Origin of the sequence: Glycomyces endophyticus (assembly GCF_039531525.1) — a bacterium.
Lineage (GTDB): Bacteria > Actinomycetota > Actinomycetes > Mycobacteriales > Micromonosporaceae > Glycomyces > Glycomyces endophyticus.
The window spans coordinates 14,290-40,379 of record NZ_BAAAQF010000018.1; the positions used below are offsets into that span (position 1 = coordinate 14,290).

A 26,090-nucleotide genomic window follows, 5' to 3' on the forward strand; every position below is an offset into this window, starting at 1 on the left:
ACTCCGCCCCGCCGGGCCGCCGACCGGGCTAGGGTGGGCCGTATGCATGTCGTCATCGCCGGAGGGCACGGACAGATCGCGCTGCTCCTGACAGAGATCCTGGCCGCAGCAGGACATTCCGTCACCGGGCTCATCAGAAGGCCGGAGCAGTCCGAGGACATCGCCGCGATCGGCGGGCGCCCCATCGTCATCGACCTCGAACAGGCCGACACCGAGCACCTCGCCGGGCTCCTCGCCTCCGAGACCGGGGGCGCCGTCGACGCCGTCGTGTTCGCCGCGGGCGCCGGCCCCGGCAGCGGGGCCGCTCGGAAGGACACCGTCGACCGGGCCGCCTCCGTGCTCCTCGCCGACGCCGCCGAGCGCGCCGGCGTGCGCCGCTTCCTCCAGATCTCCACCATGGGCGCCGGCACCGTCGCCGCCCCGTCCCGCGACGAGGTCTGGGCCGCCTACCTGGTGGCGAAGACCGCCGCCGAGGACGACCTGCGCGCCAGGGACCTCGACTGGGTCGTGCTGCGGCCCGGCGCGCTGACCGACGACCCGCCCGCCGGGACCGTGCAGCTCGGGGAGCCGCCCGTCGGCCGCGGCGAGGTCGCGCGCGCCGACGTCGCCGCCGTGCTCGCCGAGCTCCTGTGCTCGCCCGCGGTCTCCCGGAAGGTCCTGGAGCTGCGCGGCGGGGACGACCCGGTCGCCGACGCGGTGGCCGCGTTCGCACCGGATTCCTGACACCGTCCGCAGTGGTCTGACTGCCCGCCGCAAACGCATATGCGGATTGCGTCGCCGAAACGGAGTGCTCGATACTGTACCGATGCGATTTGGTGTGGTTCCTTCCTCTGTCCGCCGCGACGTCCTCAACTGGCACGGCGGCGCCGGCCAGGCTTGGCTCGACGAGCTCCCCAAGACGGTCTGGAGCCTCAAGCGCGCGTGGTCCCTCAGGATCGACGGACCGCCTTACGACGGCGGATCGCACTCGTACGTGGTCCCGGTCCTCCTCGACGACGGCGCCCCCGCCGTCCTCAAGGTGATCTACCGCGACGAGGAGAACCGCGCCGAGCCCACCGCGCTGCGCCAGTACGACGGCGACGGCGCCGTCCGCCTCTTCGACTACGACGCCGAGACCGGCGCGATGCTCATGGAGCGGGCCGTCCCCGGCAACCGGCTCAAGTCGACCCGCTTCTTCGGGCACAAGACCCCCGCGGCCGCCTGGCGCCGCATCGGGATCGCCACCGGCCTCTACCGGCGCCTCTGGCGCCCTTACGAACCCGAGGCCGGCTACCCCGACCTGCCCGCCGCCACCGGGATGCTCGACGCCTGGCGCGAGGAGTACGGCGACGCCTCACCCGAGATCCTTCACCGGGTCGGCGACGAGCGGCTCCGCGACGCGCTCGCCCTCTGCGACGCCCTCGCCGACCCGCTCGAACTCGGCATCGGCAACCGCGACACCCACCTGAGCAACATCGTCTCCGCCGAACGCGAGTCCTGGCTGGTCATCGACCCCAAGCCCTACCTCGCGGAGCGCGCCTTCGACGGCGGCTACTTCCTGTTCAAGCAGCAGCTCCACGGCCCCCACAGCGGGGCCGAGCTGCTCCGGGCCGTCGCCGAGGGACTCGGCGCCGACACCGACCGCGTCCGCGCCTGGGCCCTGCTCCGCTTCACCGACCACCTCGCGGAGACGGCCGACGAGCGCGAACTCGAGTCCGCGTCGAAGGCCATGCGGGAGCTCGAAGACGCCTGAGGGGGCCGCCGGATGAACGTCCCGGCGGTCCGCCGATCGAATCAAGCGCTTTCCATCCCGAACGGGTGAAAAAGATCCGCGTCGGATTTCCGACTCCGAGGCGAGTCGACAATGAGTCGTGCGGTCCTTTCAGGAGGCTTCGCGGCCCGTTCGGCGGCTCGCCAGGAACCCGCGCAGACCGATCGCCCCGACCGCCGTCCCCAGTCCGAACGACGCCACCGCGAGCGTCAGGTGCACCCAGAAATAGCCCGTCGGATCGCCCGATCCGTCGAACGCCAAGCCGCTGACGTCCTGGAACAGGTTCTTGACGAACGTGATCCAGATGAACCACGACCACACGCCGAAGGCGAGCAGGAACACCGAGACGCCGCGACTGAGCTTCATGCGCCCAGTATCCGGCCCCGCCCGCCGCCCGGACATTCCGGGCGCACCCGACCGGACCCCGGTCACGTTCCGGCCCCGTCCGCGCAAGGGGGATGGACCGGCTCGCCGGATGCGCCTACTATCCTGGTCATTGGAGACCCGGTGTCACTCTGTGCGGCAGTTGCGTGCATACCGTGGTCTGCGATGATGGAGACCGGATTGTCATCAATGCATGGAATGGCTGGCCCGTATGAACGGACCTGAGACCCCGCTTCCGAGCGGGTACCCCGACCCCGAGGTCGTCGGCTGGCTCCGCATCGAAGAGATCGAGTTCCTTGAACTCCACATCAGAATGACGATCACTCCCGGCGAGCGCATCGTGCAGCTGTGGGAGCTCGACCGCGGCCGGCCCGTCCTCTGGATCGGCAACGTCTTCCGCATCGACTCCGAACCGCCCGGCCTCTACCTCAACCACAAGTACGAGACCACGCTCAGCCGGCCCCAGCGCGACTCGCTGGCCCGCCTCGCCGCCAAGTTCTGGAAGTCCTGACCCCGCCGCCACATCCGACCCGCCGCCCGTTGACCCTTGTAGAGGCACCGGATTAGAGTGGTGGCCCTGCGGCACGCGATCACTGGGGGGCGACCATGGCGGCCAAGCAGGCGCGGGGACGGGAGACCGTCGAACGACTGCTACGCCGCCCTCGACCTCTACGACCGCTCCGGGCCCGAGGGCTACACCATGACCGGCGTCATCAACGCCAGCGGCGTCTCCGTCGGCAGCCTCTACCACCACTTCGGATCGTTCAACGGCCTCACCGCGGCCCTGTACACGCGCCTGTCCGCGGAACTCCTCGGACGACTCGTCGCGGCCGTCGAACCGCGCCGCACCGCCCGGACCGGCGTCCAGGCCTGCGTCACCGCCTACCTCACCTGGTGCACCGAGCACCGGTCCAAGGCCCACTTCCTCCTCGCCATGCCCTACCAGGCGCACCTCATCACCCCGACCGAGGCGATGCTCGCCGAGACCGCGCCCCAGCTCGGTCGCATCCTCGCGTGGGTCGCCCCGCACACGGCGGCCGGACGCATCGTGGACGTCCCCGACAGTCTCCTCGGCTGCCTCCTCATCGGTCCCGTGACCGAAGCGGTGACGCGCTGGCTCATCGGCATGCCCGGCGCCGACGACATCGCGGAGGCGTTCAAGTACCTGCCCGACCGGATCTGGGCGTCGGTCAAGGGCCCCAACGCTTGACGCTCGCCCGCCGCCCGCCTCGGGCGCGACCGGACACCCAGTGCCATGTCACATATCGCGGCCGGCAGCGAGTGCAGTGCGGCGCCTGCGCGAGGCGGCGCCGAGGACCATCGCGGCGGCGGCCGACACGGTGACGCAAGCCGCGATCGAACCGTCACTCCCCGATGCGCTCCAGGGCCTCGACCAGCGGCGTGAAGTCCGGGTTCGCGCGGGCCTCGTCGAGCGCCTCGGCCAGCGCCCCGTCATGGGTCGGCCGGGCGGCCGCGAGGAGCCGCCGCCCCTCCTCGGTGACGTTCGTGTAGATTCCGCGCCGGTCGTCCTTGCAGATGGTCCGGGCCAGCAGCCCCCGGTCCTCCATCCGGGTCACCAGCCGCGTGGTCGCGCTCTGGCTCAAGACGATCGCCTCGGCGACCTCCCGCATCTGGAGGTGCCCGCCCTTCCCCTCGTACTGGCGGTCGAGGACGGTGAGCAGCGAGAACTCGCGCACGCTCAGATCGTGCGCGGCCTCGAGCCGGCGCCCGATCCGGTCGGCGATCCGCTCGTGCAGCGCCGACAGGGCGCACCAGTGCTGCGCCAGGGCGGTCATGGTCTCCGGGGCCGCGGTCACGGTGATCCTCCCTCGGGCTCGGTCGATCCCGCCTATCCTAGCGTACGGCGATATATGCAACATGCAGAATACCATCGCTTGCAATTAACCCGCGCTTGCAAGTATCGTGGGCGCCGACACCGAGAACCCGCGACCCGAACCGAAGGAGAACCGATGAGCGACCAGCTCCACGTGGCAGTGCTCGGCACCGGCATCATGGGCGCCGCCATGGCCCGCAACCTCGCCCGCGCCGGCCACCGCGTCACCGCCTGGAACCGCAGCCGCGACAAGGCCGAACCCCTCGCCGCCGACGGCGTCCGCATCGCCGACACCCCCGCCGACGCCGTCACCGGCGCCGACGCGGTCCTCACCATGCTCCACGACGGCCCCGCCGCCCGCACCGTCATCGAACAGGCCGCCCCCGCCCTCACCCCCGGCACCCGCTGGATCCAGTCCACCACCGCCGGCCTCGACGGCGCTGCCGACCTCGCCGCCCTCGCCGACCGGCACGCCCTCGTGTACTTCGACGCACCCGTCCTCGGCACCCGCGCCCCCGCCGAGGCCGGACAGCTCACCGTCCTCGCCGCCGGACCCGACGACGACCCCGTCGCGAACGCCGTCTTCGACGCCGTCGGCGCGAAGACCGTCTGGACGGGCGCCACCGGCGCCGACGCCAGCGCCTCCCGCCTCAAACTCGTCGCCAACAGCTGGGTCCTCGTCCTCACCCACGGCATCGGCGAAGTCCTCGCCCTCGCCGAAGGCCTCGGCGTCGACCCCCAGGGCTTCTTCGACCTCATCGCCGGCGGCCCCCTCGACGCCGGCTACGCCCACGCCAAAGGCGGCCTCATCCTCGACCGCGCCACCGCCACCACCAGCTTCGGCCTCGACACCGCCCTCAAGGACGCCACCCTCATCGTCGACGCCGCCCGCGCCCACGGCGTCCGCCTCGACCTCGCCGAAGCCGGCGCCGAACGCTTCCGCCGCGCCTCCGAACAGGGACACGGCGACGAGGACATGGCCGCGAGCTACTTCGCGAGCTTCGACGAGTAACCGCACGACACCTAGGGGGACCACCACATGGCGCACATCCTGTTCATCATGACCGGCACGAACGCATGGACGCTCGCCGACGGCACCGCGCACACCACCGGCTACTGGGCCGAAGAGGCCGTCGTCCCGCTCGACGCCTTCAAGGCCGCCGGCCACCGGGTCACCGTCGCCACCCCCGGCGGCGTCGTCCCGCCCGTCGACCCGGTCAGCCTCCAGCCCGACCTCGCCGGCGGCGCCGACGCCGCTGACCATTACCGCGACGCCGTCGCCACCGCGCCCGAACTCGCCGCGCCCGTCGACCTCGCGGCCGCCGACCTCGCCGACTACGACGCCGTGTACGTCCCCGGCGGCCACGGCCCCATGGAGGACCTCGCCGTCGACGACCGCGCCGGAGCGATCCTCGCCGACGCGCTGGCGGCGGGCACGCCGGTCGGGCTCGTCTGCCACGGCCTGGCCGCGCTCCTGCCCGCGACCGGGCCCGACGGCGCGAACGCCTTCGCGGGCCGCCGCGTCACCGGGTTCACCGACCGCGAGGAGCGCCTCGGCGCCTTCGCCGACAAGGCCCCGTGGCTGCTCCAGACCCGCCTCGAGCAGGCAGGACTCCGCTTCGAGGCCGGGGAGCCGTTCGCCTCGCACGTCGTGGTCGACCGGGCCCTGGTGACCGGCCAGAACCCGCAGTCGTCCCACACCGCAGCCGCCGAGCTGCTGAAACTCATCGGATAGACGTACCCTTGGGGCCGCCGGGACGCGGCGGCCCCGCCGCGTCTCCAGGACCGCCCACCCAGAAGGACCCGCACGTGACCAGCAACCTGTTCTCGCCGCTCACCATCCGAGGCACCGAGATCCCCAACCGCGCCTGGATGGCCCCGATGTGCCAGTACAGCGCCGACACCTCCGGACCCGGCACCGGGGCCCCCAACGACTGGCACGTCCAGCACTACGGCTCCCGGGCCGTCGGCGGCGCCGGGCTCGTCCTGGTCGAGGCCACCGCGGTCACCGCCGAGGGCCGTATCAGCATCGGCGACCTCGGCATTTGGAACGACGCCCAGGTCGAGGGCCACCGCCGCCTGACCGACCTCATGCGCGCGCACGGGTCCGTCCCCGGGATCCAGCTCGCCCACGCCGGCCGCAAGGCCACCTCCGACCTGGAGTTCCTCGGCGGCCGCGCGCTCGACCCGAGCGAGGGCGGCTGGGTGCCCGTCGCCCCCAGCGCCGTCGCCTTCAGCGACGCCCGGCCCGTGCCGCACGCGCTCACGGTGGAGGAGATCCAGGGCGTGGTCGACGCGTTCGCCGCCGCGGCCCGCCGCGCCCTCGACGCCGGCTACGAGGTCGTCGAGATCCACGGCGCCCACGGTTACCTCCTCCACGAGTTCCTGTCCCCGGTCTCGAACCGGCGCGAGGACCGGTACGGCGGCTCCTTCGAGAACCGCACCCGCATCGCCGTCGAGATCACCGACGCGGTCCGCGCCGAGGTGGGCGACCAGGTCCCGGTGATGTTCCGCGTCTCGGCGACCGACTGGATCGAGCCCGAGGGCTGGACCGCCGACGAGACCGTCCGCCTCGCCGCGCTCCTGCGCGAGCACGGCATCGACCTGCTCGACGTGTCCAGCGGCGGCAGCGTCCCGAAGGCCGACATCCCGAGCTCGCCCGGCTACCAGGTGCCGTTCGCCGCGCGTGTGCGCCGCGAGACCGGGCTGCCGACCGGCGCGGTCGGGCTCATCACCGAGCCGCGCCAGGCCGAGAAGATCCTCGCCGACGGCGAGGCCGACGCGATCTTCATCGGCCGCGAGCTGCTGCGCAACCCGTACTGGCCCCGCCAGGCCGCCCGCGAGCTCGGCGAGGACTCCCCGGTCCCGGCCGTCCCGGCGCCCTACCGGCGGTCCTGATCCGACCCTTCGGCCCCGGCGCCGCACCGGCGCCGGGGCCGAACCGTGTCCGCGGCCAGGGGCCGGACCGTCCCCGAAGCCCTGCCGCAGGATCCGATTCCCGCCCGCGCCCGTGACGTCGCAGGATGCCCGATCCGTCCCCGTCGCCACCTTCGGCGGACCGGATCGGCACCGCAGCGTCGCCGGCTGCGACCCGCCGGTTCCCCGACGGCACCGCACCGTCAGTTTTCAGGACCAGCCCTTCCACATCGAGGACCACTCCACGTCAGCGGCCGGATCGCTCGCGCCGAGCACCGTACCCGCTCCCGGCCACCGCCCGGGACCGATCGGATTCGACTCGCCGCCTCCCCGCCCTCAAGCGGCTACGCTGTCGCGCAGAGGAGAGGAGCCGCATGGACCCGAGCCCGGCCGCGAGCCGCCCGATCGAGGACTACGCGCTGCTCTCCGACCGGCACACGGCCGCCCTCGTCGCGACCGACGGCTCCATCGACTGGCTCTGCCGCCCCCGCTTCGACAGCCCCGCCGTCCTCGGCCGCCTCCTCGACTCCGACGCCGGCCACTGGTCGATCACCCCGACCGCGTCCTACCGGTCCGAGCGCGCCTACGTCGGCGACACCTTCGTCCTGCGCACCGAGTTCACCACCGACACCGGCACCGCCGCGCTCACCGACGCCCTCGCGCTCGGCCCCGCCACCGACCGCGGGCGCATCCGCCTCGGCGCCCGCGCCCCCATCGCCACCCTCCGCGTCGTCGAGTGCACCGCAGGCGAGGTCGAACTCGACTTCGCGTTCCGTCCCCGCCCCGAGTACGGGCTGGTCAGCCCCATCTTCACCCCCGTCCCGGGCGGCGTCCTCGCCACCGGCGGGCCCGCCCGCTTCGTCCTCACCAGCCCCGTGCCGCTCGACTGCGGCGAGGCCGGCGCCACCGCCCGCCTCACCCTCCACGAGGGACAGCAGCTCCACTTCGCGGTGCAGACCGCCGACCTCGCCCAGGACCCGCCGCAGGCGTGGACGCCCGACGCCGTCCAGGCCGCCCTCGACGAGACCGTGCTCGCCTGGCAGGACTGGCACGACGCCCACCCGTCCTGGACCGGTCCGCACGCGGCCCTCGTCGAGCGCTCCGTCCTCGTCCTCGAAGCCCTCCGCTACCAGCCCACCGGCGCGATCGTCGCCGCCCCGACCACCTCCCTCCCCGAAGCGGTCGGGGCCGGACGCAACTGGGACTACCGGTACGCGTGGGTCCGCGACGCCAGCTTCACCGTCCAGGCCCTCGCCGCCGCCGGCTGCCACGGCGAGGCCGTCGAGTTCTTCGAGTTCATGACCCGCGCCGCCGCCCACTACCGGCCCGAGCAGCCGCTCCAGATCATGTTCGGCATCGGCGGCGAGCACGACCTCTCCGAGCGTGAGCTCGGGCACCTCGCGGGCTGGCGCGGCTCGCGCCCCGTCCGCGTCGGCAACGCCGCCTGGCTCCAGCCGCAGCTCGACGTCTACGGCGAACTCCTCGACGCCGCATGGCATCTGCGCGGCCACCTCCAAGAGCTCGACCAGCCCGCCCGGCGCTTCCTCGCCGGGATCGCCGACGCCGCCGCCGACCAGTGGGAGCAGCCCGACCAGGGCATCTGGGAGTCCCGCGGCGAACCGCGCCACTACGTCTACTCCAAACTCATGTGCTGGGTCGCCCTCGACCGGGCCGTGAAGTTCGCCCACAGGCTCGATGCCGCCGACCGCGCCGCCGACTGGGCCGCCGCCCGCGACCGGGTCCGCGAGGCCATCGAGACCCGCGGCTGGAACCCCCGCATCGGCGCGTTCGGCGCCGCGTTCGGCCACGACGACCTCGACGCCGCCGTCCTCGCCATGCCCGCCTCCGGGTTCCTCCCCGGCGACGACCCCCGAATGGTCGCCACCGTCGACGCGATCGACCGGCGGCTGCGCGACGAACGCGGCCTGGTGCGCCGCTACGAGACCGGCAGCGACGGCCTCGACGGCGCCGAGGGCTCCTTCGTCATGTGCACGTTCTGGCTCGCCCAGGCCCTCGCCCTCACCGGCCGCCCCGACCGCGCCGCCGCGGCCTTCGACCTCGCCGCCACCTGCGCCAACGACCTCGGCCTCCTCTCCGAGGAGATCGACACCGCCACCGGCGCGATGCTCGGGAACTTCCCGCAGGCGTTCAGCCACATCGGACTCCTCAACGCCGCCATCGCCATCCGCGACGCCCGCTGACCCTCGACGCCGCGCCCGGCCCCCGCTACCCTCACAACCGTGACGCTGCTGATGATCGACCTCGACAACACCCTCATCGACCGCGACGCCGGCTTCCGCACGGGCCTCATCGCGCTCCTCGCCGAGCACGGCCTCCCCGCCGACCACGCCGACTGGATCATGCCCGTCGACGACCGCGGCTACGCACCCCGGCCGGTCGTCGCCCGCGCGATCCTCGACCGGCTAGACCTGGGCCTCACCGAGGACGAGCTCATCACCGCCCTGCTCCGCGCCTCCCGCGACAACGCCCACCTCGCCCCCGCGACCGCCGCCGCCATCGCCCGGGCCCGCGCCGGCGGCCACCGCGTCGTCATCGTCACCAACGGGCCCGTCGCCGGCCAGACCGGCAAGATCCGCAACGCCGGGCTCGACCGGCTCGTCGACGCCGTCGTCGTCAGCGAGACCGTCGGCGCCGACAAGCCCGACCCGGCGATCTTCCACGCCGCCGCGGCCGCCGTCGACGGCACCCTCGACGACGCGTGGATGATCGGCGACCGCGACGACGCCGACATCCTCGGCGCCCACCGCCTCGGCGTCCCCAGCGTCTGGCTCCGCCTCGGCCGCGAATGGGCCCCCGCCGACTACCGGCCCACCCACACCGCCGACACGGTCACCGAGGCCATCGACCACGCCGCGAACGCCTGACACCCGACCGGCGCCCCCCGCCTCGCCGCACTGTCGTGAACCCGTCTCACCCGGATCCGCGAAGCCCGCGAACCGCACCCCGGCGGCCGATACGGTGGCAGGCGAGCCGCGCTCGAACGCCGGCTCGTACGGGGCAAGACTGAGGAGGGCGGCGACATGGCCGCGCACAAGGAACACGCCGGACACGCGCACCGGCACGGCAAGGACTGCGGACACACCGCGGTCCCGCACGGGGACCACACCGACTACCTGCACGACGGGCACCGGCACCGCGTCCACGGCGACCACGTCGACGAGTGCGACGGCGGCGGGAAGAACTGACCCGACGCACCGCACGGCGGCCGCGAGCGCACCACTCGCGGCCGCTTCGTCATACGTGACGCTTCACCGCCCGTGCGGCCGGTGCCATGTCACATGTTCCCCGCAAATCCAACCCGGACCGCGTCCTTCGGCGACGCCGACCCGTTCGCCCCCAACGCGTCTCACGCGCGCCCGCGAGGCGGAATGCGACGCGCCACCGCCTGATCGGCCGGTGCCATGTCACATGCCACCGCGGTTCAGGGCTGCGCCCACTTCCCCCGCACATGGCTCAGATGCAGCTCCATGACGCGCCGCGTCGCCTCCGGGTCACGCGCCAGCAGGCACGCCACCAGCTCCAGGTGCTCGACCGCCGACTCCTCCAGCTCGCCCAGCTCCAGCAGCGCCGTCAGACCGTACAGTCGCGAGCGCAGCCGCAGGTTCCGCACCGTCTCCACCAGCGTCCCGTTGCCCGACAACGACAGCAGCGCCAGATGGAACCGCATGTCCGCCTCCACGTACGCGAGCAGGTCCTCCTCCGCGGCCGCGTCGACGATCGCCTGCGCCAGCGGCCGCAGCGCCTCCACCTCGACCGCGCTCGCCGTCGACGCCAGCGCCACCACCGTGGGGATCTCGATCAGCTCGCGCAGCCGCGTGTACTCGTCGAGCCGCTCCTCCGAGACCGAGGTGACCCGGAACCCCTTGTTGGGCACCGGTTCCAGCAGCTCCTCCTTGACCAGGTCGAGCATGGCCTCGCGCACCGGCGTCGCCGACACGCCGAACTGCTCGGCGAGCGCCGGCACCGAGTACACCCGGCCCGGGCTCAACTGGCCGGCGATGATCGCGGCGCGCAGCGCCTCGCCGACGCGCTCGCGGTAGCTGGCGCGGCGGCCGTCCAGCTCGGGCAGGGTCATCGGCGTGTCCGGCCGGGCGACTCGGGCGGGCATCGTGGCTCCTCAGTGCTATGTGACATGGCGGTCACCCAGTATGAGGCCCCGCCCCGACGCCCCGACCGTCACACCTCGCCCACGACCTCCAGATAGCGGCTGAGCTGCGCTGCCGCCTCCAGCATCGCCAGACCCCGGCCCCGCAGCCGCAGCCGCCAGTCCTCAAGCGACGCCGCGAGCGCCTCCGCGCCGCCCGCCGTCCGCACCTGCCCGACGACCTCCGCGATGTGCGCCAGCGGATACCCGCCGCGCCGGAGCAGATGCGCGAGCTCCGCATCGCGCACGTCCGCCGCGTCGAACCGCCGGTACCCCGTGGCCCGGTCGCGACCCGGCGCGAGGATGCCGACCGCCTCCCAGTTCCGCAGCGTCGCCGGCGTGACCCGCAACCGGTACGCGAGCTCGCCGACCGTGAACGGCGCCAGCGGCTTCGACGGCTCCGGCGCACTGGCCAGGCGTGCCACCGACACCCGGACCGAGTCCAGCGTCGCCCGGTCCCGCAGCAGCTGCTCGTGCCCCCGGTCCACCACCATCAGGACGTCGTCCACGCTCCCGTCCCGCACCGCGTGCATCACCTCGCCCGCCACCGCGTGCCCGTACGCCCGCACCAGCGCCAGGAACGCGCGCAGCGCCGCCGCGTGCACCTCCGTGTAGACCCGGTACCCGCTCGCCGTCCGCTCGGCCGGCGGCAGGAACCCGTCGCGCTCGTAGTTGCGGACCGCCTGGGCCGTCAGCCCGTGCTCACGCGCCAGATCCGACGGCCGCAGACGCACCACTGTTTGAGGCTTCACCCCACCTCCTTCCATGCCAGCACCGGTAGAAGTCTCAACCGGTCTTTCAACGATACGTTTGCACCCATGGAACCAGGACCGCACATCGGCGCCGCCCACGAGGTCATCGGCCTCGGCGAGCCCGCCCACGGCGACACCGCCCTCGCCGACGCCCGCCTCGACCTGCTCACCCGCCTGGTCGACGACGGCGTGCGCTCGATCGCCTTCGAATCCGACCGCGTCGCCGGCCTCGCCGCTGACGACTACGTCCAGGGCCGCACCGACTCCCTCGACACCGCGCTGGCTGAAGGCCTCACGCACGGCTTCGGCGCGTTCGACGCCAACCGGCGCCTGCTCGCCTGGATGCGCGCGCACAACGAGGACCGCGCCCCGCGCGACCGGCTGTCCTTCCACGGGATCGACGGCCCGTTCGAGTTCACCGCCGCCAGCCCCCGCCCGTACCTCGAACACGCCCGCGACCACCTCGGCGCCGACGTCGACGTGGCGGCCCTGACCGGCGACGACGAACGCTGGAGCCGCATGGAGGCCGTCCTCGACCCGGCCGCCTCACCCGGCGACGGCGACGAGGCCCGGCGCCTCCGCACGATCGCCGACGACCTCCTGACCGCGCTGTACGCCGAGGCGCCCCGCCTCGTAGCCGCGACCTCCCGCGCCGCCTGGGACCGCGCCCGCCTCCACGCCGAGACCGCGCTCGGCCTGCTCCGCTACCACCGCCAGGCCGCGCAGCGCCTCGACGAGTCCGAGCGGTGGAGCCGCCTCTCGGGCGTCCGCGACGCCCTCATGGCCCGCAACCTCCTCGACGTCCGCGCCGCCGAGGCCGGCCGAGGCCCGACCGCGGTCCTCGCCCACAACGCCCACCTGCGGCGCCACGAGACCCGGATGGAGATGGCGGGCATGAACCTCACCTGGTCCGGCACCGGCGCGATCGTCGCGGTCCTCCTCGGCCCCAAGTACGCCTTCATCGCCGGGAGCCTCGGCCCCGCCGACCGGGCCGACCTCGGCGGCGCCGACGCGGTCCTCCATGCGGGCGAAGGCGAACCGCGCCTGGAACCGGCGCCGGAGGCCGAGCCCCGCCGGGACTGACCGCACCCCGGCGCACCCGGAAAGCGCCGGCACGGGCAGGGCGGGAACGGCTCCGGCCGTTCCCGCCCAATGCCTCCGCTGCAACGTATTCCGCCCGTCGATGCAGGCGCTCTCGCCGGCGGCATCGCGTCCTTCGCGACGACGTCTCCGCTACGAAGCGCCCGAGCCCCCGTTCTCGTCCGCCTTCGCGTCGCGCCGGTCGGCCTCGTCGAAGGACTCCTGCGAGGCGATGTCGCGCGCCAGGTGGGTGACCGACCGGTTGAAGACCGCCCGGTCCTGCGGGTCGGCCAGGTCCCAGTCGTCCAGGTGCCGGTCGAGCCAGCGCTTCCAGGCCGCCACGAACAGCTCGAACTCGGCCCGACCGCGCGGCGTCAGGGCCAGCCGCCCGCCGTCCACGGTGAGGTAGCCGTCGCGGACCGCCTGCACGAACACCGGTTGCAGCACCTGCGGCGGCAGCCGGTGGGCCGCGGCGATCCGCGGCAGCGTCGCGTCGACCCCGGCCACCTGCCGCATGTAGACCTGCCGCAGCGCCCACGACCCGGCCCGGTCGAGCGCGCTCGCGCCCGCCGCCGACTCGTACACCTCGGTGTAGACGGTGCGCCGCTCGCGCTGCATGAGATCGGCGACCATGCGCGCGAGGCGCTCCTCCGACGGCGACGGGTCGGGGGCCGCGAAGCCCTCGCCCATATCGCCGGCGCGGCCGCGGGCCGCGTCGTGCAGCGGCCGCTCCTGGAGGAACCACGCGACCAGGAACCCGAGGATCGCGATCGGGACGGTCCAGAAGAACACGAAGTTGATCGAGTCGCTGTAGGCGGCGACGATCGGCGCGATGACGTCCTCGGGCAGCTCGTGCAGGGCCGCGGGGCTCGCCACCGCGGCCGGGTCCACGCCCGCCTCGGCGTACGCGGCCGCCAGCAGCGGCGTCGAGTGGTTCACGAACAGGGTCCCGAAGATCGCCGTGCCGAACGTCGAGCCGACGGTGCGGAAGAACGTCACGCCCGAGGTCGCCGCGCCCATCTGCGCGTACGGCACCGTGTTCTGGACGGCGATCGTGAGCACCTGCATGGCCAGTCCCAGCCCCAGGCCGAAGACGAGCATGTAGAGCGACTCCAGCCACACGCTCGTCGCCCTGTCCATGGTGGACATCAAATAGAGGCCGACCGCCATCACGCCGGTGCCGGCGATCGGGAACAGCTTGTACCTGCCGGTACGGCTGACCACCGACCCCGACAGAATCGAGGTCGTGAGCATGCCGGCGACCATCGGCAGGGTCCGGTACCCCGAGACCGTCGCCGAGACGCCGTCGACGTACTGGAGGTAGGTCGGCAGGTACGTCATCGCCCCGAGCATCGCGAACCCGACGATGAAGCTCAGGATCGACGACACCGTGAACACCGGGTTCCTGAACAGCCACATCGGCAGGATCGGCTCCGCGGCCCGGTTCTCGACCAGGACGAACACGACCAGCGCCGCGGCCGCCCCCGCGAACATGCCGAGGATCGTGGGGGAGTCCCACGCGTAGTCGTCGCCGCCCCACTCCAGCGCCAGGATCAGCAGCGACGTGCCGATCGCGACGAAGATCAGTCCCCAGTAGTCGATGATCGGCCGCACGGCCGACCGCACCCGCGGCACGGTCGCCGCCGCCATCGCGATCATGACCACCGCGATCGGCACGTTCACGTAGAAGCACCACCGCCACGACAGGTGGTCGGTGAACAGGCCCCCGAGGGTCGGGCCGAGCACGGTCGTGACGCCGAAGACCGCGCCCATGGCGCCCTGGTACTTGCCGCGCTCGCGCAGCGGGATGACGTCGGCGATGAGCGCCATCGCGGTGACCATGAGGCCGCCGGCGCCCAGGCCCTGGACCGCGCGCGCCACGATCAGGAACACCATGTCGTCGCTGAACCCCGCCAGCGCCGACCCGCCGACGAACACGACCGCGCTGATCTGGAAGATCGACTTGCGCCCGAACATGTCGCCGAACTTGCCGACGACCGCCGACGCGATCGCCTCCGCGAGCAGATAGGACGTCACGACCCACGCCATGTGTCCCGCGCCGCCGAGGTCGGCGACGATCGTCGGCAGCGCCGTCGAGACGATCGTCTGGTCCAGCGCCGCCATGAGCATGCCGAGGAGGATTGTCACGAACACGAGGTTCCGGCGGGACTTGCTCAGGACCGGCGGCGCGGGCTCCGCACCGGCCGCGCGCTCAGCGGTGTCGACAGTGCTCATACGCGGAACGATAGCGGCAATTCATCCCATAATCTGCGGTTCCGTCGCGGGCCCGGGCGCCTAAGATCGCTCCAGGCACAACCCTTGGAGGCCGGATGGAACTGGTGGCGATCCTGTTCGCCCTCACCGTGGGCGGACTCCTGCTCACCGCCGCCGCCGAGTGGATGCGCATCCCCGCGCCCGTCCTCATCTGCCTCTACGGGCTCGCGCTCGGCCTCGTCCCCGGGATGCCCGCGCTCGACCTCGACCCCGAGCACCTGCTGCCGGTCCTCCTGCCGCCCCTGCTGTGGGCCGCGGCCCGCAAGTACTCGTGGCGCCACTTCGCCGCGAACTGGCGGCCCATCATCTTCCTCGCGGTCGTCCTCGTCTTCGTCACCGCCGCCGCGGTCGCCCTCCTGGCGGCCACGATCAGCCCGGTCCTGCCGCTGGCGGCCGCCGTCGTCCTCGGCGCGATCTGCGCCCCGCCCGACGCCGCCGCCGTCAGCGCCATCGCCGACCGGCTCGGCCTGCCCCGCCGCCTCGTCACCATCCTCGAAGGCGAGGGCCTGTTCAACGACGTCACCGCCCTGACCCTCTACAACGTCGCGATCATCGGCGTCGTCACCGGCTCGGTCTCCGGGCTCTGGTCGGCCGGCCTGTTCGCGTACTCCGCTGTCGCCGCGGTCGCGATCGGCCTCGGCGTCGGCTGGGTTCTCGTCAAGCTCGGGTCCCTCGTGGACGACAGCCGCGTCGTCACCGCCCTGGGGCTCACCGGCCCCTACATCGCGTACCTGCTCGCCGACGGCGTCAAGGCCTCCGGCGTCCTCGCCGTCATCTGCGCCGCGTTCTACCTCGTCGCCCGCTCGAACGACCCCGACGACTACGAGGGCCGGCTCGTGCAGGGCTCGGTGTGGGAGGTCCTGGAGACCGCGCTGAACGCCCTCACGTTCGCGCTCGTCGGCATGGAGCTCGTCGACATCATCCAGGCCGTCGGCGACGGCGTCGCGGACCTGCTGTGGAAGGCCCTCGCGGTGGCCGGCGCCGTGATCGCGGTCCGGGCCCTGTGGCTCGGGCTCGCGATCATCCTGGGACGCACGGGCATCGGCTGGAAGCAGCTGGGGGAGCACCCGCGGCTCGCGGTCGTCACCGCCTGGGCGGGGATGCGCGGCGTCGTCACCATCGTCACCGCGCTCGCCATTCCCCAGACCATCGCCGACGGGTCGCCGTTCCCCGGCCGCGAGCAGATCCAGTTCCTGTCGGTGGTCGTGGTCATCGCGACGCTCCTCGCCCAGGGGCTGACGCTGCCGGGGCTCATCGCGCTCCTCGGCGTCAAGGCCGACACCGCGAAGGAGACCGAGGCGCTGCGCGCCATCATGATCGAGTCGGGGAAGGCCGCCACGCGGCGGCTGCGCGAGCTGCGCGCCGAGGGCGAGATCGACGACGAGGTCGCCGCCCGGATGGAGCAGTGGTACGACCGCCGGGCCGCGCAGGTCGCGTCCCTCGTGGAGGACCGCGAGGACCCCGAGACCGAGCGGATGGTCGAGCGCTTCGACGCCATGCAGCGCATCGAGAGCGAGATGCTCACCGCCTCCACCGCGCGGCTGCTCCAGATGCGGTCCTCGCCCGGCAACGACCCGGCCCTCATCGACCAGGTCCTCGCCGCGCTCGACCACCGCGCCGTCGGCCGCCGCCGCAGCGCCTGAACACGCCGTATGCCATGTGACATATCACGTACTACCCGACCTGCGGGCCCCCGGGTTCCACCCTGCCGCGGGGGTACGACAATGCGGCGCGTCCGGTATGTCGTAGCCGGGCGCGGGGCCCGCCCGCGCTTAAGGTGGCGCTTGTGGAGAGACGAGACGCGGGAGCGGGCCGCCGGGCGGCGGCCGGACTGGCCGGGGCCGCGGCCCTGGCGCTGGCCCTGACCGGGTGCGGCGCCGGGCAGCACGCCGAGACCAGCAGGATGCAGCCGGCCATTTCCGGAGTGAACGCGGAGGTGGGGGACGTGGTCCTGCGCGACCTCCAGATCGACTTCGGCGTCAACGGCGCCTACCCGGAGGGCGGCCAGGCGCCCCTGCGGGTCTGGATCGGCAACCAGGGCGAGACCGCCGCGGTCCTGGAGTCGGTGACGAGCCCCGACGCCGAGGCCGTCACCCTCGCCGCCGAGATCATCGCGGACCCCGAGAGCCCCGCCGCGGACGACGCGAGCCCGACCTCGGCCTCGCCGAGTGAGGACGCCTCCGCGAGTGAGGACGCCTCCGCGTCGCCGAGCGGCGACGCGTCCGCCTCCCCGGACGCCTCCGAGGAGCCCGCCGGCGGCGAGACGGCCGAGATCGTGGGCGAGTCCGACTTCACCATCGAGATCCCGGCCCGCGACTACGTGCGCCTCGCCCCCTCGACCGGGTCGTTCCTGCTCCTCGAAGGACTCCGCGAGGACGTCACCATGGGCTCGAGCGTCGAGCTCGTCTTCACGTTCGCCGGCGGCGACACCGTCACCGTCGACGTCCCCGTGGGCGACCCCCCGACCGCCGGCGAGCGGACCTACTTCGGCGACCCGCACGAGCCCGCCGCCGAATAGCGCGCACCGACACCGAGACCACGGCGGCTCCGCTCACGCGGGGCCGCCGTCCGCGCTCACCGCGCCTTCGACCCCGGCACCTGGATGATCAGGATCGTGAGGTCGTCGTCGCGGTGGTACCCGCCGCTCTCGAAGTCCGACTTCAGCTTGCGGTGCAGCCGGCCCGGGTCCCGCACCCCCGACGCGATGTGCGCGTTCACCATCGAGACCAGCGGGAACGACTGCCCGTCCTCGTTGCGGCCCTCCACGAGCCCGTCGGTGAACGCGATGACCACGTCGCCGGGCATGAGCGCCGCCTCGCGGATCACCGGCTGCTGCAGTCCGAAGTCGGTCAGGCCCAGCGGCGGGCTCGGCCGGGCCGCGATCGGCTCCGCCGACCCGCGGACCAGCAGCGGCGCCGGATGCCCGCACAGCACCACCCGGATCGTGTCGTGCAGCGGCGTGATCTCCAGGAGCGCCGCCGTCGCGAACGACTGCTCCCACTCGTTCCTGCCCCGGTTGTGCAGCCGCACCCGCCGCTCCAGGCGCGCCGACAGCGTCGACAGGTCCGGATCGTCCAGCGCCCGCTCCCGGAACGTCCCCAGCAGCGCCTCCATCAGGTGCACCGTGTTCAGGCCGTGCCCCTGGACGTCGCCCACGACCGCCCTGATCCCCGCGTCCGTCTCCTGCACGTCGTAGAAGTCCCCGCCGACCAGCCCCGGACTGCCGTCGTGCGTCCGGTACGCCACGGCGATGTTCACGCCGCCGATGCGCTCGGGCAGCTCCGGGAGGATCGCCCGCTGCACCGTCTCGGCCACCGCCGTCATCCGCACCAGCCGGATGATCGTCCGGGTCCGCACCCACGCCAGGATCGTGCACAGCACCCCCACCGCGACCACCGGCGGCAGGTCCGACCAGGTCGACTGCGGGTAGGGGAGCAGGCCCGCCGCCTCGTCGCCGGCGCTGATGACCGCCATGACGCACATCGTCGCCGCCATCGTGGCGAGCGGCCCGTTCACCATCGCCGTGAACGCGGGCAGGAACACCAGCGCGAACTCCGCGAACTTGTCCATCTCCGGCACGAAGTAGACCAGCGGCAGCGTCGCCGCCACCAGGATCAGCGGCAGCAGCCGCAGCGTCAGGGCCGAGACGGGGTGCCCCGAGGCGATCCGGTCCCACGGGGTCTCGGGCGCGACATAGGACCGGATGTAGTCCTGTATCTGCGTGCTCTTCGGTCCCCGCGGCATGCCGAGAGCGTAGCCAGAACGGACGCCGGGGGAGTTCCCAACAGGGAAAACGGACGGCGGCGGCGCTGGGAGCCGCCGCCGCCGTCCACTCGTGCTCTCAGGAGGCGTTCGCCTGCACTGCGTCGATGGCGTCGCGCAGCCGCTGCTCCTCCTCCGAGGACAGGTTCGTCTGGAGCAGACGCCCCTGGTACTGGCCGCCGAGCTCCTCGACGACCTTGTCCTCGGTGGCCGAGACGACCAGGAGGACCAGCGCCGCCGAACCCGGCGCGAGCTCGGCGCCGAGCTCCTTCATGAACGAGTCGTCCACGCCCACGTCGGTGAGCGCGCCGCCCGCGGCCCCCGCGGCCGCGCCGACCGCCATGCCCAGCAGCGGGGCGAAGAACAGCAGTCCGATGAGGCCGCCCCAGAGGGCGCCGCCCGCGGCGGAGACGCCGACCAGCGACGTCGACTGGTGGAGCTTGACCTTGCCGTCGTCGCGGCGCTCGACCACCACGGCGTCGGCGAGCTTGATGAGCTCGCGCTTCTGCATGTCGGCGAGCCTGCCCAGGACCGTCTGGGCGGTGGGGACGTCCGGGTAGGCCACGGCGATGAGTTGGCTCATGGGCTTCCTTCCTGCTCGGCCGCCGGCGGCGGCCTCTCGCGCCGATTCTGGTCCCCGCGGGATGCCGTGTCCGGCGATCGCACGGAAATCCCGGATCAGGTGACCCCCGCCGCCACTGCGGCCGCACCGATCCCGGCATCCGGCGCTTGATCCCGCGGATCGGGACCGGCGGTTGACGTTCACCCGCAACCTGTCTATATTTCCCATAGATTTGGTAGAGATATTTGCCCGGTCACGTCTCGGAAGGCAAACCCCGTGAAAACCCTCGTGCTCCTCGGCATCGTCGGCCTGGTCGCCCAGCTCGTCGACGGCAGCCTCGGCATGGCCTACGGCGTCACGTCGACCACCCTGCTCCTCGCGATCGGCACCAACCCCGCCGCCGCCTCCGCCACCGTCCACCTCGCCGAGATCGGCACCACCCTCGCCTCCGGCGCCTCCCACTGGCGCTTCGGCAACGTCGACTGGAAGGTCGTCCTCAAGATCGGCATCCCCGGCGCCGTCGGCGCCTTCGCCGGCGCCACCTTCCTGTCCTGGCTCTCCACCGAGATCGCCGCCCCGGTCATGTCGATCATCCTGCTCGGCCTCGGCCTCTACCTCCTCATCCGCTTCACCCTCCGCGGCCTCGACAGCCGCAACCTCGGCAAGCCCCTGCGCAAGCGGTTCCTCACCCCGCTCGGCCTCGTCGGCGGCTTCCTCGACGCCACCGGCGGCGGGGGCTGGGGCCCCGTCGGCACGCCCGCGCTCCTCGCCAGCGGCCGCATCGAGCCCCGCAAGGTCATCGGCTCGATCGACACCTCCGAGTTCCTGGTCGCGCTGGCCGCCTCGCTCGGCTTCCTGTTCGCGCTCGGCAGCCAGGGCATCGACTTCGCGTGGGTCGGCGTGCTGCTCGCGGGCGGCCTGATCGCCGCGCCGATCGCCGCCTGGCTGGTGCGCCACATCCCGCCGCGCGTCCTCGGCTCGGCCGTCGGCGGCGTCATCATCCTCACCAACGTCCGCACGCTCCTGCGCTCGGACTGGGTCGGCGCCTCGAACACCGTCCAGATCACCGCCTACATCGCCATCGCCGTCGTGTGGATCGCGGCCGTCGCCTACTCGGTGCGCCGCCACCTCGCCGAGCGCGACGTGGGCGGCCCGGTCCTCGACAAGGCCAACAACCCGGCCGCCGACCGGGACGAGCCGGCCGCCGAGAGCGCCTGACCCACTGGCCGCCGTCACGCCGCGACGGGCCCGCACCCGCCCGGGTGCGGGCCCGCTCCGCGTCCCCCCGACCCCGCGACCGTCCCTATTGGATTTGGGGGACGACCTGCGGGGCGGTCTGAAGTAGCATGTTCCCTCTATGTGGCCGCCGAGGCACCACTGGAGGCACTGTGACCCTGTTCTACCAGGCAGTACTTCGCGACTCAGGGCAGCGGCTCGGCCCGCGGCTGCGGCGCGGCTTCGCCGCGTGGGCCGCTGTCGACGACGACGGCGCGCCGCTCATCGAACGCTCCCGCGGCCGCACCCGCGTCACCCTCGCCGACACCGCCGTCTGCGGCCGCTACACCCTCGACGAGCCCACCGGCCGCGGCCGCCTGCGCACCACCGCGACCTGGGCCGAGGGCCGCAGGCCCGACCGCAGCTGGGTCACCGTCACCGTCGAGGGCGACCTGTCCGAGACCGCCGCGGCCGTCCGCGCCCCCGGGTTCGTGGCCGCGTACCTCGCGACCGGCCGCGCCACCGACGGCGCCGTCCCGGTGGAGGCCGGCGCGCAGGTCGTCGGCCCCGAGGAGGTCAAGGACCTCACCCGGCGGCTCGCGCACCCGTCCCGGGCCGTCCCGGTCGTCGTCCTCACCGTCGACCGCTCCGACCCGGCCGTGGCCGCCGCCTGCGCCGACCACCTCGCCGAGGCCCTCGCGGGCATCGCCGCCGTGGTCCGCCTCTACGACACCAGGACGCAGGAGGACCTGAACACGTGGCTCGGCGCCGACCTCAGCGTCTTCGGCGGCGGCCTGCGCACCTACCTGCCGGGCGTGCGCCCCGGCGAGGAGTCCTACGCGATGCGCCACCAGCCGCGCGGCGGCAGCGCCATCCGCGAGCACGGGACGCGCGCCCTCGACGTCGTCATCACCGGCGTCGTCGAGCTCTCCGCGCACCGCCAGGTCCCCGCCGACGTCCGCCAGACCGCGCAGCGCGTCGACCGCGTCCTCGCGGGCACCCTCGACCCGGCCGACCTCCACGCCGCCCCGCCGAGCCCCGCCGCGATCGCCGCGCCCCGGCCCCCCAGGGCCCCGCGGCAGCCCGGCGCGCCCCTGGCCGAGACCCTGCCGCCCGCCACCGGACCGGCCCCCGCGCCACCGGTCCCGGCCACACCGGCGCCAGCAGCGCAACCGGCCGCCGCGGCGACACGGGCCGAACCGGCCGCCGGACCACCGGCCGCCGCCGCCCCACCGGAGTCGACCGCCCCGCCGGCGGCCGGACCGGCCTCCCTCCCGGCGGACCTGGCCGCCGACGACGGGACCGGCCGCCTCGCCGCCGAGATCGCCGAACGGCTCGCCGGCCACCTCGACGACGCCGTCCTCGAAGCACTGGTCGACATGGCCCGCGGAGGCGACTCCGAGACGACCGCGCTCATCAGGACCATGTCCGCGCACCTCGAGGCGCTCACCCGCGCCGTCGAGGCCACCGGCCTCCTCGGCCGCCGCGGCCGCGGCGACGACCTCGAACGCCTCCGCCGCGAGCACGACCGGCTCGAACTCGACTACGTCGAACTGCAGGAGCACGAACGCAAGGCGCAGGACCGCATCCGCTGGCTCGAGGCCCGCCTCGCCGAGCACGCCGACCCCGTCTACGGCGTCCAGGACGACGACCCCGAAGGCGTCCTCGACGCCGAGAGCCTCATGGACGTCGTCCAGCGCGCCCGCAAGCAGCTGCGCCGCCTCGAACTGCCCGACGGCCTCGACACCGAGGTCTCCCGGCTCGACGTCACCTACCCGCGCCAGCGCCGCCGCTGGACCGGTAAGGCCTGGGACGCGCTCCGCGCCCTCGACGCGTACGCCGCCGCCCGCGCCGAGGCCCGCTTCACCGGCGGCTTCTACGACTGGTGCTCCCGGCCGCTCCCCGGCGAACCCCACATCGTCCCCACCATGGTGTCCATGAAGGAGTCCGACTCGGTGTCGGGGAACCCCAAGTACTACCGGGCCCGCCTCTTCCGCGTGCCCGCCGAGATCGACCCGTCAGGGCGCGTCTACATGCCCGCGCACATCAAGCTCCAGGCCGTCGGCTCGCCCGCGCCCCGCATGCACTTCCTCGACGACGCCGGCGGCGCCACCGGCAAGGTCTGGATCGGATACCTCGGCGACCACCTCCCGAACACCCGCACCAACTGACGGTCCGGCCCGGCGACCCCGCCGCGGGCGCCGCTCCCGTAGGCTCGGGGAGAACCCGGGAGGAGCGCCGATGGACTTCATGAGCCGCAACGCGCGGTGGATCGCCCTGCTGGCGATCCTGCTGGTCATGGCCCCGTTCCTCGCATGGGGCCTCAACGCCCTGTTCGCGGTCGACACCTTCCTCGTGGCCGTGATCCTGCTGCTGGCCATGGTGGTGGCCGTCGTCCTCCTGGCCCGGTCGCAGAACCACGAGGAGTGATCATGGCACGAAGGAGCCACCGCCTCTTCGCCCGCTGGTACCCCAAGGCCGCCGCGTCCATCGAGGACCGCGGCCTCGGCGAGCAGCGGGCGCGGCTCCTGGCAGGACTGAGCGGACGCGTGCTGGAGGTCGGTAGCGGCCACGGCGCCAACTTCACCCACTACCCCGGGGCCGTGACCGAACTGGTCGCGGTCGAACCCGAAGAGCGGATGCGCGACCTCGCCCGCGAGCACGCCGAGGAGCTCGGCCTCAAGGCCACCGTCCTCGACGGACAGGCCGAGCAGCTCGCCTTCGAGAACGACTCCTTCGACGCCGTCGTCGCCACCCTGGTGCTGTGCTCGGTCGAGGACCAGGCGCTCACGCTCGCGGAGATCCACCGCGTCCTCAAACCCGGCGGGCGCCTCGTCCTCTTGGAGCACGTCGGCTCCGCCAACCGCAACGTGCGCGCCTTCGAGTACCTCTTCGACGTCGTGCTCTGGTCGCACGTCATGGGCGGCTGCCACACCTCGCGCGACACCGGCGCCGCCCTCACCGCCGCCGGGTTCGACACCGACGGGCTCGACGCCCGCCGGCTCCCGTACCTGCCCTACCCCCTCAAGGTCAGCCCCCACCTCGCCGGCGAGGCCCGCAAGCCCGCGTGACCCCGAGCCGACCGGCCCCGCCCCTGCGGCGGGGCCGCCTCACCTCCCGATGCGCCCGTACGCTTTCAGCGTCCGCAGCCGCGCGAGCGTGAGGTACCCGCCCCACTCGTGCGCGACCACGGGCGTCCACATCTCGAAGTTCGGCGCCCACCCGCCGTCACCGCCCTGGCCCTCCACCACCCGGTCGAGGTGCAGGTCGATCTCGTCGTCGCTGAACAGGCGGCGCCCCATGGCGTCCGGCGCCGGCGCGAGGTCGACGGGGGAGTGGACGTGCCCGGGCGCGTCGGGGTCGAGCGCGGCCGCGCCGCGCAGCGACGCCCGCAGCCGCTCGAACTGCGCCTCCGCCCGCTCCCGGTCGGGCACGCGCTCCAGGAAGTGCAGGATGCACAGCGCGTCGTACGCCCCGACCTCCTCGACCTCCCCGATCGCCCGCCAGCAGAACTCGGTCGCCGGGCCCAGCCACGCGTGGTCGACGCCGGAGGCGTGCAGCAGCCCCGCGATCGGCGCCGTCGGGTTGAGCGCGGCCGGCGGCTTCTCGCCCTGCGGCTGCCACCACGGCCCCCGCTCGTCGTCGAGGACGCTCGGCAGCACCCACGGCACGCCGCCGTCCTCGGTGGAGTGCGCCTCCAGCCAGTCGCACGCGCGCAGCAGCATCGGCTCCTCCGCGCCCGCGATCCCGTCGACCATCCACAGTGCGATCTCCACGCCCTGTGGCTGCCCGCCCGACCCGCGCAGGTCCGGCTCCAGCGCGTGCCCGAACCCGCCGTCGAGGTTCTGGTAGGCGGCGACCGCGTTCCGCACCAGCTCACCGGGCGCGCCCAGGAACTCGTGCGCGAACCTGAGCCGGTCCACGAGCCTCGCGTGGAGCTCCATGTACCGTTCCGCGGCGGCGAACGCCGCCTCGTCGAGCGTCTTCATCCGTGCACCCTTCGTCCGTCGCGGGCGTCCGAGGCTACCGGCGGGGTCCGACAGTCCGCCCCGGCCTCAGCCCAGCGCCCGCGCGAAGGCCGCGTAGACCTCGTCGTTGAACAGCACGAACCGCAGGTCGTCCACATCGGTCGCCGACGCGCGGACCGCGTCCACCGCGATCTGCGCGGCCGACCCGGCAGGCCAGCCGTATACCCCGGCCGACACGGCCGGAAACGCCACCGATCCCGCCCCCAGCTCCCCGGCGACCCGCAGCGACTCCCGGTAGCACGACGCCAGCAGGGCGCTCCGGTCCTCGTCCGCCGAGTAGACCGGCCCGACCGTGTGGATCACCCACCGCGCCTCCAGCCGTCCCGCGGTCGTGGCGACCGCCTGCCCCGTCGGCAGCCCCCGCTCGTACCGCGACGCCCGCAGCTCCCGGCACTCGGCGAGGATCGCGGGCCCGCCCGCCCGGTGGATCGCGCCGTCGACGCCGCCGCCGCCCAGGAGCGACGAGTTCGCGGCGTTGACGATCGCGTCGACGCGCTGGCCGGTGATGTCCCCTTTGAGGATCGTGATGCCCATGCCCGCATTCAAGCACGCGCGGCCGTTCCGCGACCGGGGCCGCCGCCGGTCGGTAGCGTTACGGGCGAGCGAAACGGAGGTGACCGGGTGATCGTCACCGTGACCGCCAACCCGAGCCTCGACCGCACCATCGCGGTCGACCTGCTCCGCCGCGGCGAGGTCCACCGGGCGGCCTCCGACCGGGTCGACCCGGGAGGCAAGGGCGTCAACGTCTCCCGCGCGCTCGTCGCCAACGGCCACGCCACCCGCGCGGTCCTCACGACCGGCGGCCACGCCGGATCGGAGCTGCTCGACCTCCTCGCGGAGGCCGGCGTCCCCGTCGAGGAGGTGCCCGTCTCCCTGGACATCCGCTCGAACCTCACCATCGCCGAAGCGGACGGTACGGTCACCAAGCTCAACGAGTCCGGGCCCGTGCTCCGACCCGAGGAGGTCGAGGAGCTCCTCGTCGCCGCGATCGCGGCCGGCCCGATCTACGACGGCGAGGCCCCGTCCCGCGAGATCAGCCGGAGCGCCGCCTGGATCGCCGGGTGCGGCAGCCTCCCGCCCGGCGTCGGCGCGGACTTCTACGCGACCCTGGTGCGGCGCACCCGCGACGCCGGCAGCCTCGTCGCCGTCGACACCTCCGGCCCGGCCCTCGCCGAGAGCCTCCACGCCCGCCCCGACCTCGTCGCCCCCAACCGCGAGGAGCTCGCCGAAGCCGCCGGGACCGCCGTCGCGACGCTCGGCGACGCCCTCGCCGCCGCCGCGGCCCTCCGCGCCCGGGGCGCCCGCGCGATCCTCGCGACCCTCGGCGCCGCCGACGCGATCCTCGTCGACGCCGCCGGCGCGCACCAC

27 protein-coding genes are annotated in these 26,090 nt (G+C 73.5%); 18 read left to right on the forward strand and 9 right to left on the reverse strand.

Going from position 1 to position 26,090, the window contains the following annotated elements:
* Window positions 1-42 precede the first annotated feature (42 nt).
* The gene (locus ABD419_RS19370; protein WP_344489787.1) at window positions 43-723 is read left to right on the forward strand and encodes an NAD(P)H-binding protein; all 681 of its coding nucleotides are present in this window, start codon (window positions 43-45) and stop codon (window positions 721-723) included.
* A gap of 94 nt (window positions 724-817) precedes the next feature.
* Window positions 818-1,732, forward strand: a complete 915-nt coding sequence (locus ABD419_RS19375) for an aminoglycoside phosphotransferase family protein (RefSeq protein WP_344489789.1) — start codon at window positions 818-820, stop codon at window positions 1,730-1,732.
* 129 nt (window positions 1,733-1,861) lie between these two features.
* Here ABD419_RS19375 and ABD419_RS19380 read toward each other — a convergent pair whose 3' ends face one another.
* Window positions 1,862-2,116, reverse strand: coding sequence for an SCO4848 family membrane protein (locus ABD419_RS19380; RefSeq protein WP_344489791.1), 255 nt, complete (start codon window positions 2,114-2,116; stop codon window positions 1,862-1,864).
* 229 nt (window positions 2,117-2,345) lie between these two features.
* Here ABD419_RS19380 and ABD419_RS19385 point away from each other — a divergent pair, with 229 nt between their 5' ends.
* Both ABD419_RS19385 and ABD419_RS19390 read left to right on the forward strand, forming a co-directional pair.
* On the forward strand, window positions 2,346-2,645 hold the full coding sequence (locus ABD419_RS19385) for a hypothetical protein (protein ID WP_344489794.1): 300 nt from the start codon (window positions 2,346-2,348) through the stop codon (window positions 2,643-2,645).
* A 189-nt stretch (window positions 2,646-2,834) separates the two neighbouring features.
* Window positions 2,835-3,344: a TetR/AcrR family transcriptional regulator gene (locus tag ABD419_RS19390; RefSeq protein WP_344489796.1), complete on the forward strand. Its 510-nt coding sequence runs from the start codon at window positions 2,835-2,837 to the stop codon at window positions 3,342-3,344.
* Between the two features lie 154 nt (window positions 3,345-3,498).
* Here ABD419_RS19390 and ABD419_RS19395 read toward each other — a convergent pair whose 3' ends face one another.
* On the reverse strand, window positions 3,499-3,951 hold the full coding sequence (locus ABD419_RS19395; RefSeq protein ID WP_425556131.1) for a MarR family winged helix-turn-helix transcriptional regulator: 453 nt from the start codon (window positions 3,949-3,951) through the stop codon (window positions 3,499-3,501).
* A 153-nt stretch (window positions 3,952-4,104) separates the two neighbouring features.
* Here ABD419_RS19395 and ABD419_RS19400 point away from each other — a divergent pair, with 153 nt between their 5' ends.
* From ABD419_RS19400 to ABD419_RS19425, 6 genes are all read left to right on the forward strand, one after another.
* On the forward strand, window positions 4,105-4,980 hold the full coding sequence (locus ABD419_RS19400; protein ID WP_344489799.1) for an NAD(P)-dependent oxidoreductase: 876 nt from the start codon (window positions 4,105-4,107) through the stop codon (window positions 4,978-4,980).
* Between the two features lie 27 nt (window positions 4,981-5,007).
* The gene (locus ABD419_RS19405) at window positions 5,008-5,703 is read left to right on the forward strand and encodes a type 1 glutamine amidotransferase domain-containing protein (protein ID WP_344489802.1); all 696 of its coding nucleotides are present in this window, start codon (window positions 5,008-5,010) and stop codon (window positions 5,701-5,703) included.
* Window positions 5,704-5,777: 74 nt separating this feature from the next.
* The gene (locus ABD419_RS19410) at window positions 5,778-6,866 is read left to right on the forward strand and encodes an NADH:flavin oxidoreductase/NADH oxidase (protein ID WP_344489804.1); all 1,089 of its coding nucleotides are present in this window, start codon (window positions 5,778-5,780) and stop codon (window positions 6,864-6,866) included.
* A gap of 392 nt (window positions 6,867-7,258) precedes the next feature.
* Window positions 7,259-9,085, forward strand: a complete 1,827-nt coding sequence (locus ABD419_RS19415; RefSeq protein WP_344489807.1) for a glycoside hydrolase family 15 protein — start codon at window positions 7,259-7,261, stop codon at window positions 9,083-9,085.
* A gap of 39 nt (window positions 9,086-9,124) precedes the next feature.
* Window positions 9,125-9,769, forward strand: coding sequence for an HAD family hydrolase (locus ABD419_RS19420; RefSeq protein WP_344489810.1), 645 nt, complete (start codon window positions 9,125-9,127; stop codon window positions 9,767-9,769).
* 156 nt (window positions 9,770-9,925) lie between these two features.
* The gene (locus ABD419_RS19425; protein ID WP_344489861.1) at window positions 9,926-10,090 is read left to right on the forward strand and encodes a hypothetical protein; all 165 of its coding nucleotides are present in this window, start codon (window positions 9,926-9,928) and stop codon (window positions 10,088-10,090) included.
* A gap of 236 nt (window positions 10,091-10,326) precedes the next feature.
* On the opposite strand, the gene ABD419_RS19430 is transcribed toward ABD419_RS19425, so the two are convergent.
* Both ABD419_RS19430 and ABD419_RS19435 read right to left on the reverse strand, forming a co-directional pair.
* Complete coding sequence (locus ABD419_RS19430) at window positions 10,327-11,013, reverse strand: GntR family transcriptional regulator (RefSeq protein ID WP_344489813.1); 687 nt, start codon at window positions 11,011-11,013, stop codon at window positions 10,327-10,329.
* A gap of 68 nt (window positions 11,014-11,081) precedes the next feature.
* Window positions 11,082-11,816, reverse strand: a complete 735-nt coding sequence (locus tag ABD419_RS19435; RefSeq protein WP_344489816.1) for a TioE family transcriptional regulator — start codon at window positions 11,814-11,816, stop codon at window positions 11,082-11,084.
* A 51-nt stretch (window positions 11,817-11,867) separates the two neighbouring features.
* Here ABD419_RS19435 and ABD419_RS19440 point away from each other — a divergent pair, with 51 nt between their 5' ends.
* Window positions 11,868-12,884 (forward strand): erythromycin esterase family protein, encoded by a 1,017-nt coding sequence (locus ABD419_RS19440; protein ID WP_344489819.1) that lies wholly within the window; start codon window positions 11,868-11,870, stop codon window positions 12,882-12,884.
* Window positions 12,885-13,034: 150 nt separating this feature from the next.
* Here ABD419_RS19440 and ABD419_RS19445 read toward each other — a convergent pair whose 3' ends face one another.
* Window positions 13,035-15,116, reverse strand: coding sequence for an MDR family MFS transporter (locus ABD419_RS19445; protein ID WP_344489822.1), 2,082 nt, complete (start codon window positions 15,114-15,116; stop codon window positions 13,035-13,037).
* 95 nt (window positions 15,117-15,211) lie between these two features.
* Between ABD419_RS19445 and ABD419_RS19450 the strand changes: the two genes are divergently transcribed.
* Together ABD419_RS19450 and ABD419_RS19455 are read left to right on the forward strand one after the other, a co-directional pair.
* A complete protein-coding gene (locus ABD419_RS19450) occupies window positions 15,212-16,798 on the forward strand; it encodes a cation:proton antiporter (protein ID WP_344489826.1) in 1,587 nt (528 codons plus the stop codon).
* A gap of 143 nt (window positions 16,799-16,941) precedes the next feature.
* Complete coding sequence (locus ABD419_RS19455) at window positions 16,942-17,673, forward strand: copper chaperone PCu(A)C domain-containing protein (protein WP_344489829.1); 732 nt, start codon at window positions 16,942-16,944, stop codon at window positions 17,671-17,673.
* A gap of 56 nt (window positions 17,674-17,729) precedes the next feature.
* Here the strand turns inward: ABD419_RS19455 and ABD419_RS19460 are convergent, their stop codons facing one another.
* Both ABD419_RS19460 and ABD419_RS19465 read right to left on the reverse strand, forming a co-directional pair.
* A complete protein-coding gene (locus tag ABD419_RS19460; RefSeq protein ID WP_344489831.1) occupies window positions 17,730-18,899 on the reverse strand; it encodes a PP2C family protein-serine/threonine phosphatase in 1,170 nt (389 codons plus the stop codon).
* Between the two features lie 97 nt (window positions 18,900-18,996).
* Window positions 18,997-19,500 carry a DUF1269 domain-containing protein gene (locus ABD419_RS19465; protein ID WP_344489834.1) on the reverse strand — a complete coding sequence of 168 codons (504 nt, stop codon included), beginning with the start codon at window positions 19,498-19,500 and terminating at the stop codon, window positions 18,997-18,999.
* A 255-nt stretch (window positions 19,501-19,755) separates the two neighbouring features.
* Here ABD419_RS19465 and ABD419_RS19470 point away from each other — a divergent pair, with 255 nt between their 5' ends.
* From ABD419_RS19470 to ABD419_RS19485, 4 genes are all read left to right on the forward strand, one after another.
* Window positions 19,756-20,697: a sulfite exporter TauE/SafE family protein gene (locus tag ABD419_RS19470; RefSeq protein ID WP_344489837.1), complete on the forward strand. Its 942-nt coding sequence runs from the start codon at window positions 19,756-19,758 to the stop codon at window positions 20,695-20,697.
* Window positions 20,698-20,867: 170 nt separating this feature from the next.
* Complete coding sequence (locus ABD419_RS19475; RefSeq protein WP_344489840.1) at window positions 20,868-22,865, forward strand: hypothetical protein; 1,998 nt, start codon at window positions 20,868-20,870, stop codon at window positions 22,863-22,865.
* 70 nt (window positions 22,866-22,935) lie between these two features.
* A complete protein-coding gene (locus tag ABD419_RS19480; protein ID WP_344489843.1) occupies window positions 22,936-23,124 on the forward strand; it encodes a hypothetical protein in 189 nt (62 codons plus the stop codon).
* Window positions 23,125-23,126: 2 nt separating this feature from the next.
* Window positions 23,127-23,765 carry a class I SAM-dependent methyltransferase gene (locus ABD419_RS19485; RefSeq protein ID WP_344489846.1) on the forward strand — a complete coding sequence of 213 codons (639 nt, stop codon included), beginning with the start codon at window positions 23,127-23,129 and terminating at the stop codon, window positions 23,763-23,765.
* A gap of 39 nt (window positions 23,766-23,804) precedes the next feature.
* On the opposite strand, the gene ABD419_RS19490 is transcribed toward ABD419_RS19485, so the two are convergent.
* Window positions 23,805-24,683: a hypothetical protein gene (locus tag ABD419_RS19490; RefSeq protein ID WP_344489849.1), complete on the reverse strand. Its 879-nt coding sequence runs from the start codon at window positions 24,681-24,683 to the stop codon at window positions 23,805-23,807.
* Between the two features lie 66 nt (window positions 24,684-24,749).
* Window positions 24,750-25,256, reverse strand: coding sequence for an O-acetyl-ADP-ribose deacetylase (locus ABD419_RS19495; RefSeq protein WP_344489852.1), 507 nt, complete (start codon window positions 25,254-25,256; stop codon window positions 24,750-24,752).
* Between the two features lie 87 nt (window positions 25,257-25,343).
* Between ABD419_RS19495 and ABD419_RS19500 the strand changes: the two genes are divergently transcribed.
* The coding region (locus ABD419_RS19500; protein ID WP_344489855.1) for a 1-phosphofructokinase family hexose kinase at window positions 25,344-26,090 on the forward strand (747 nt) is incomplete at its 3' end.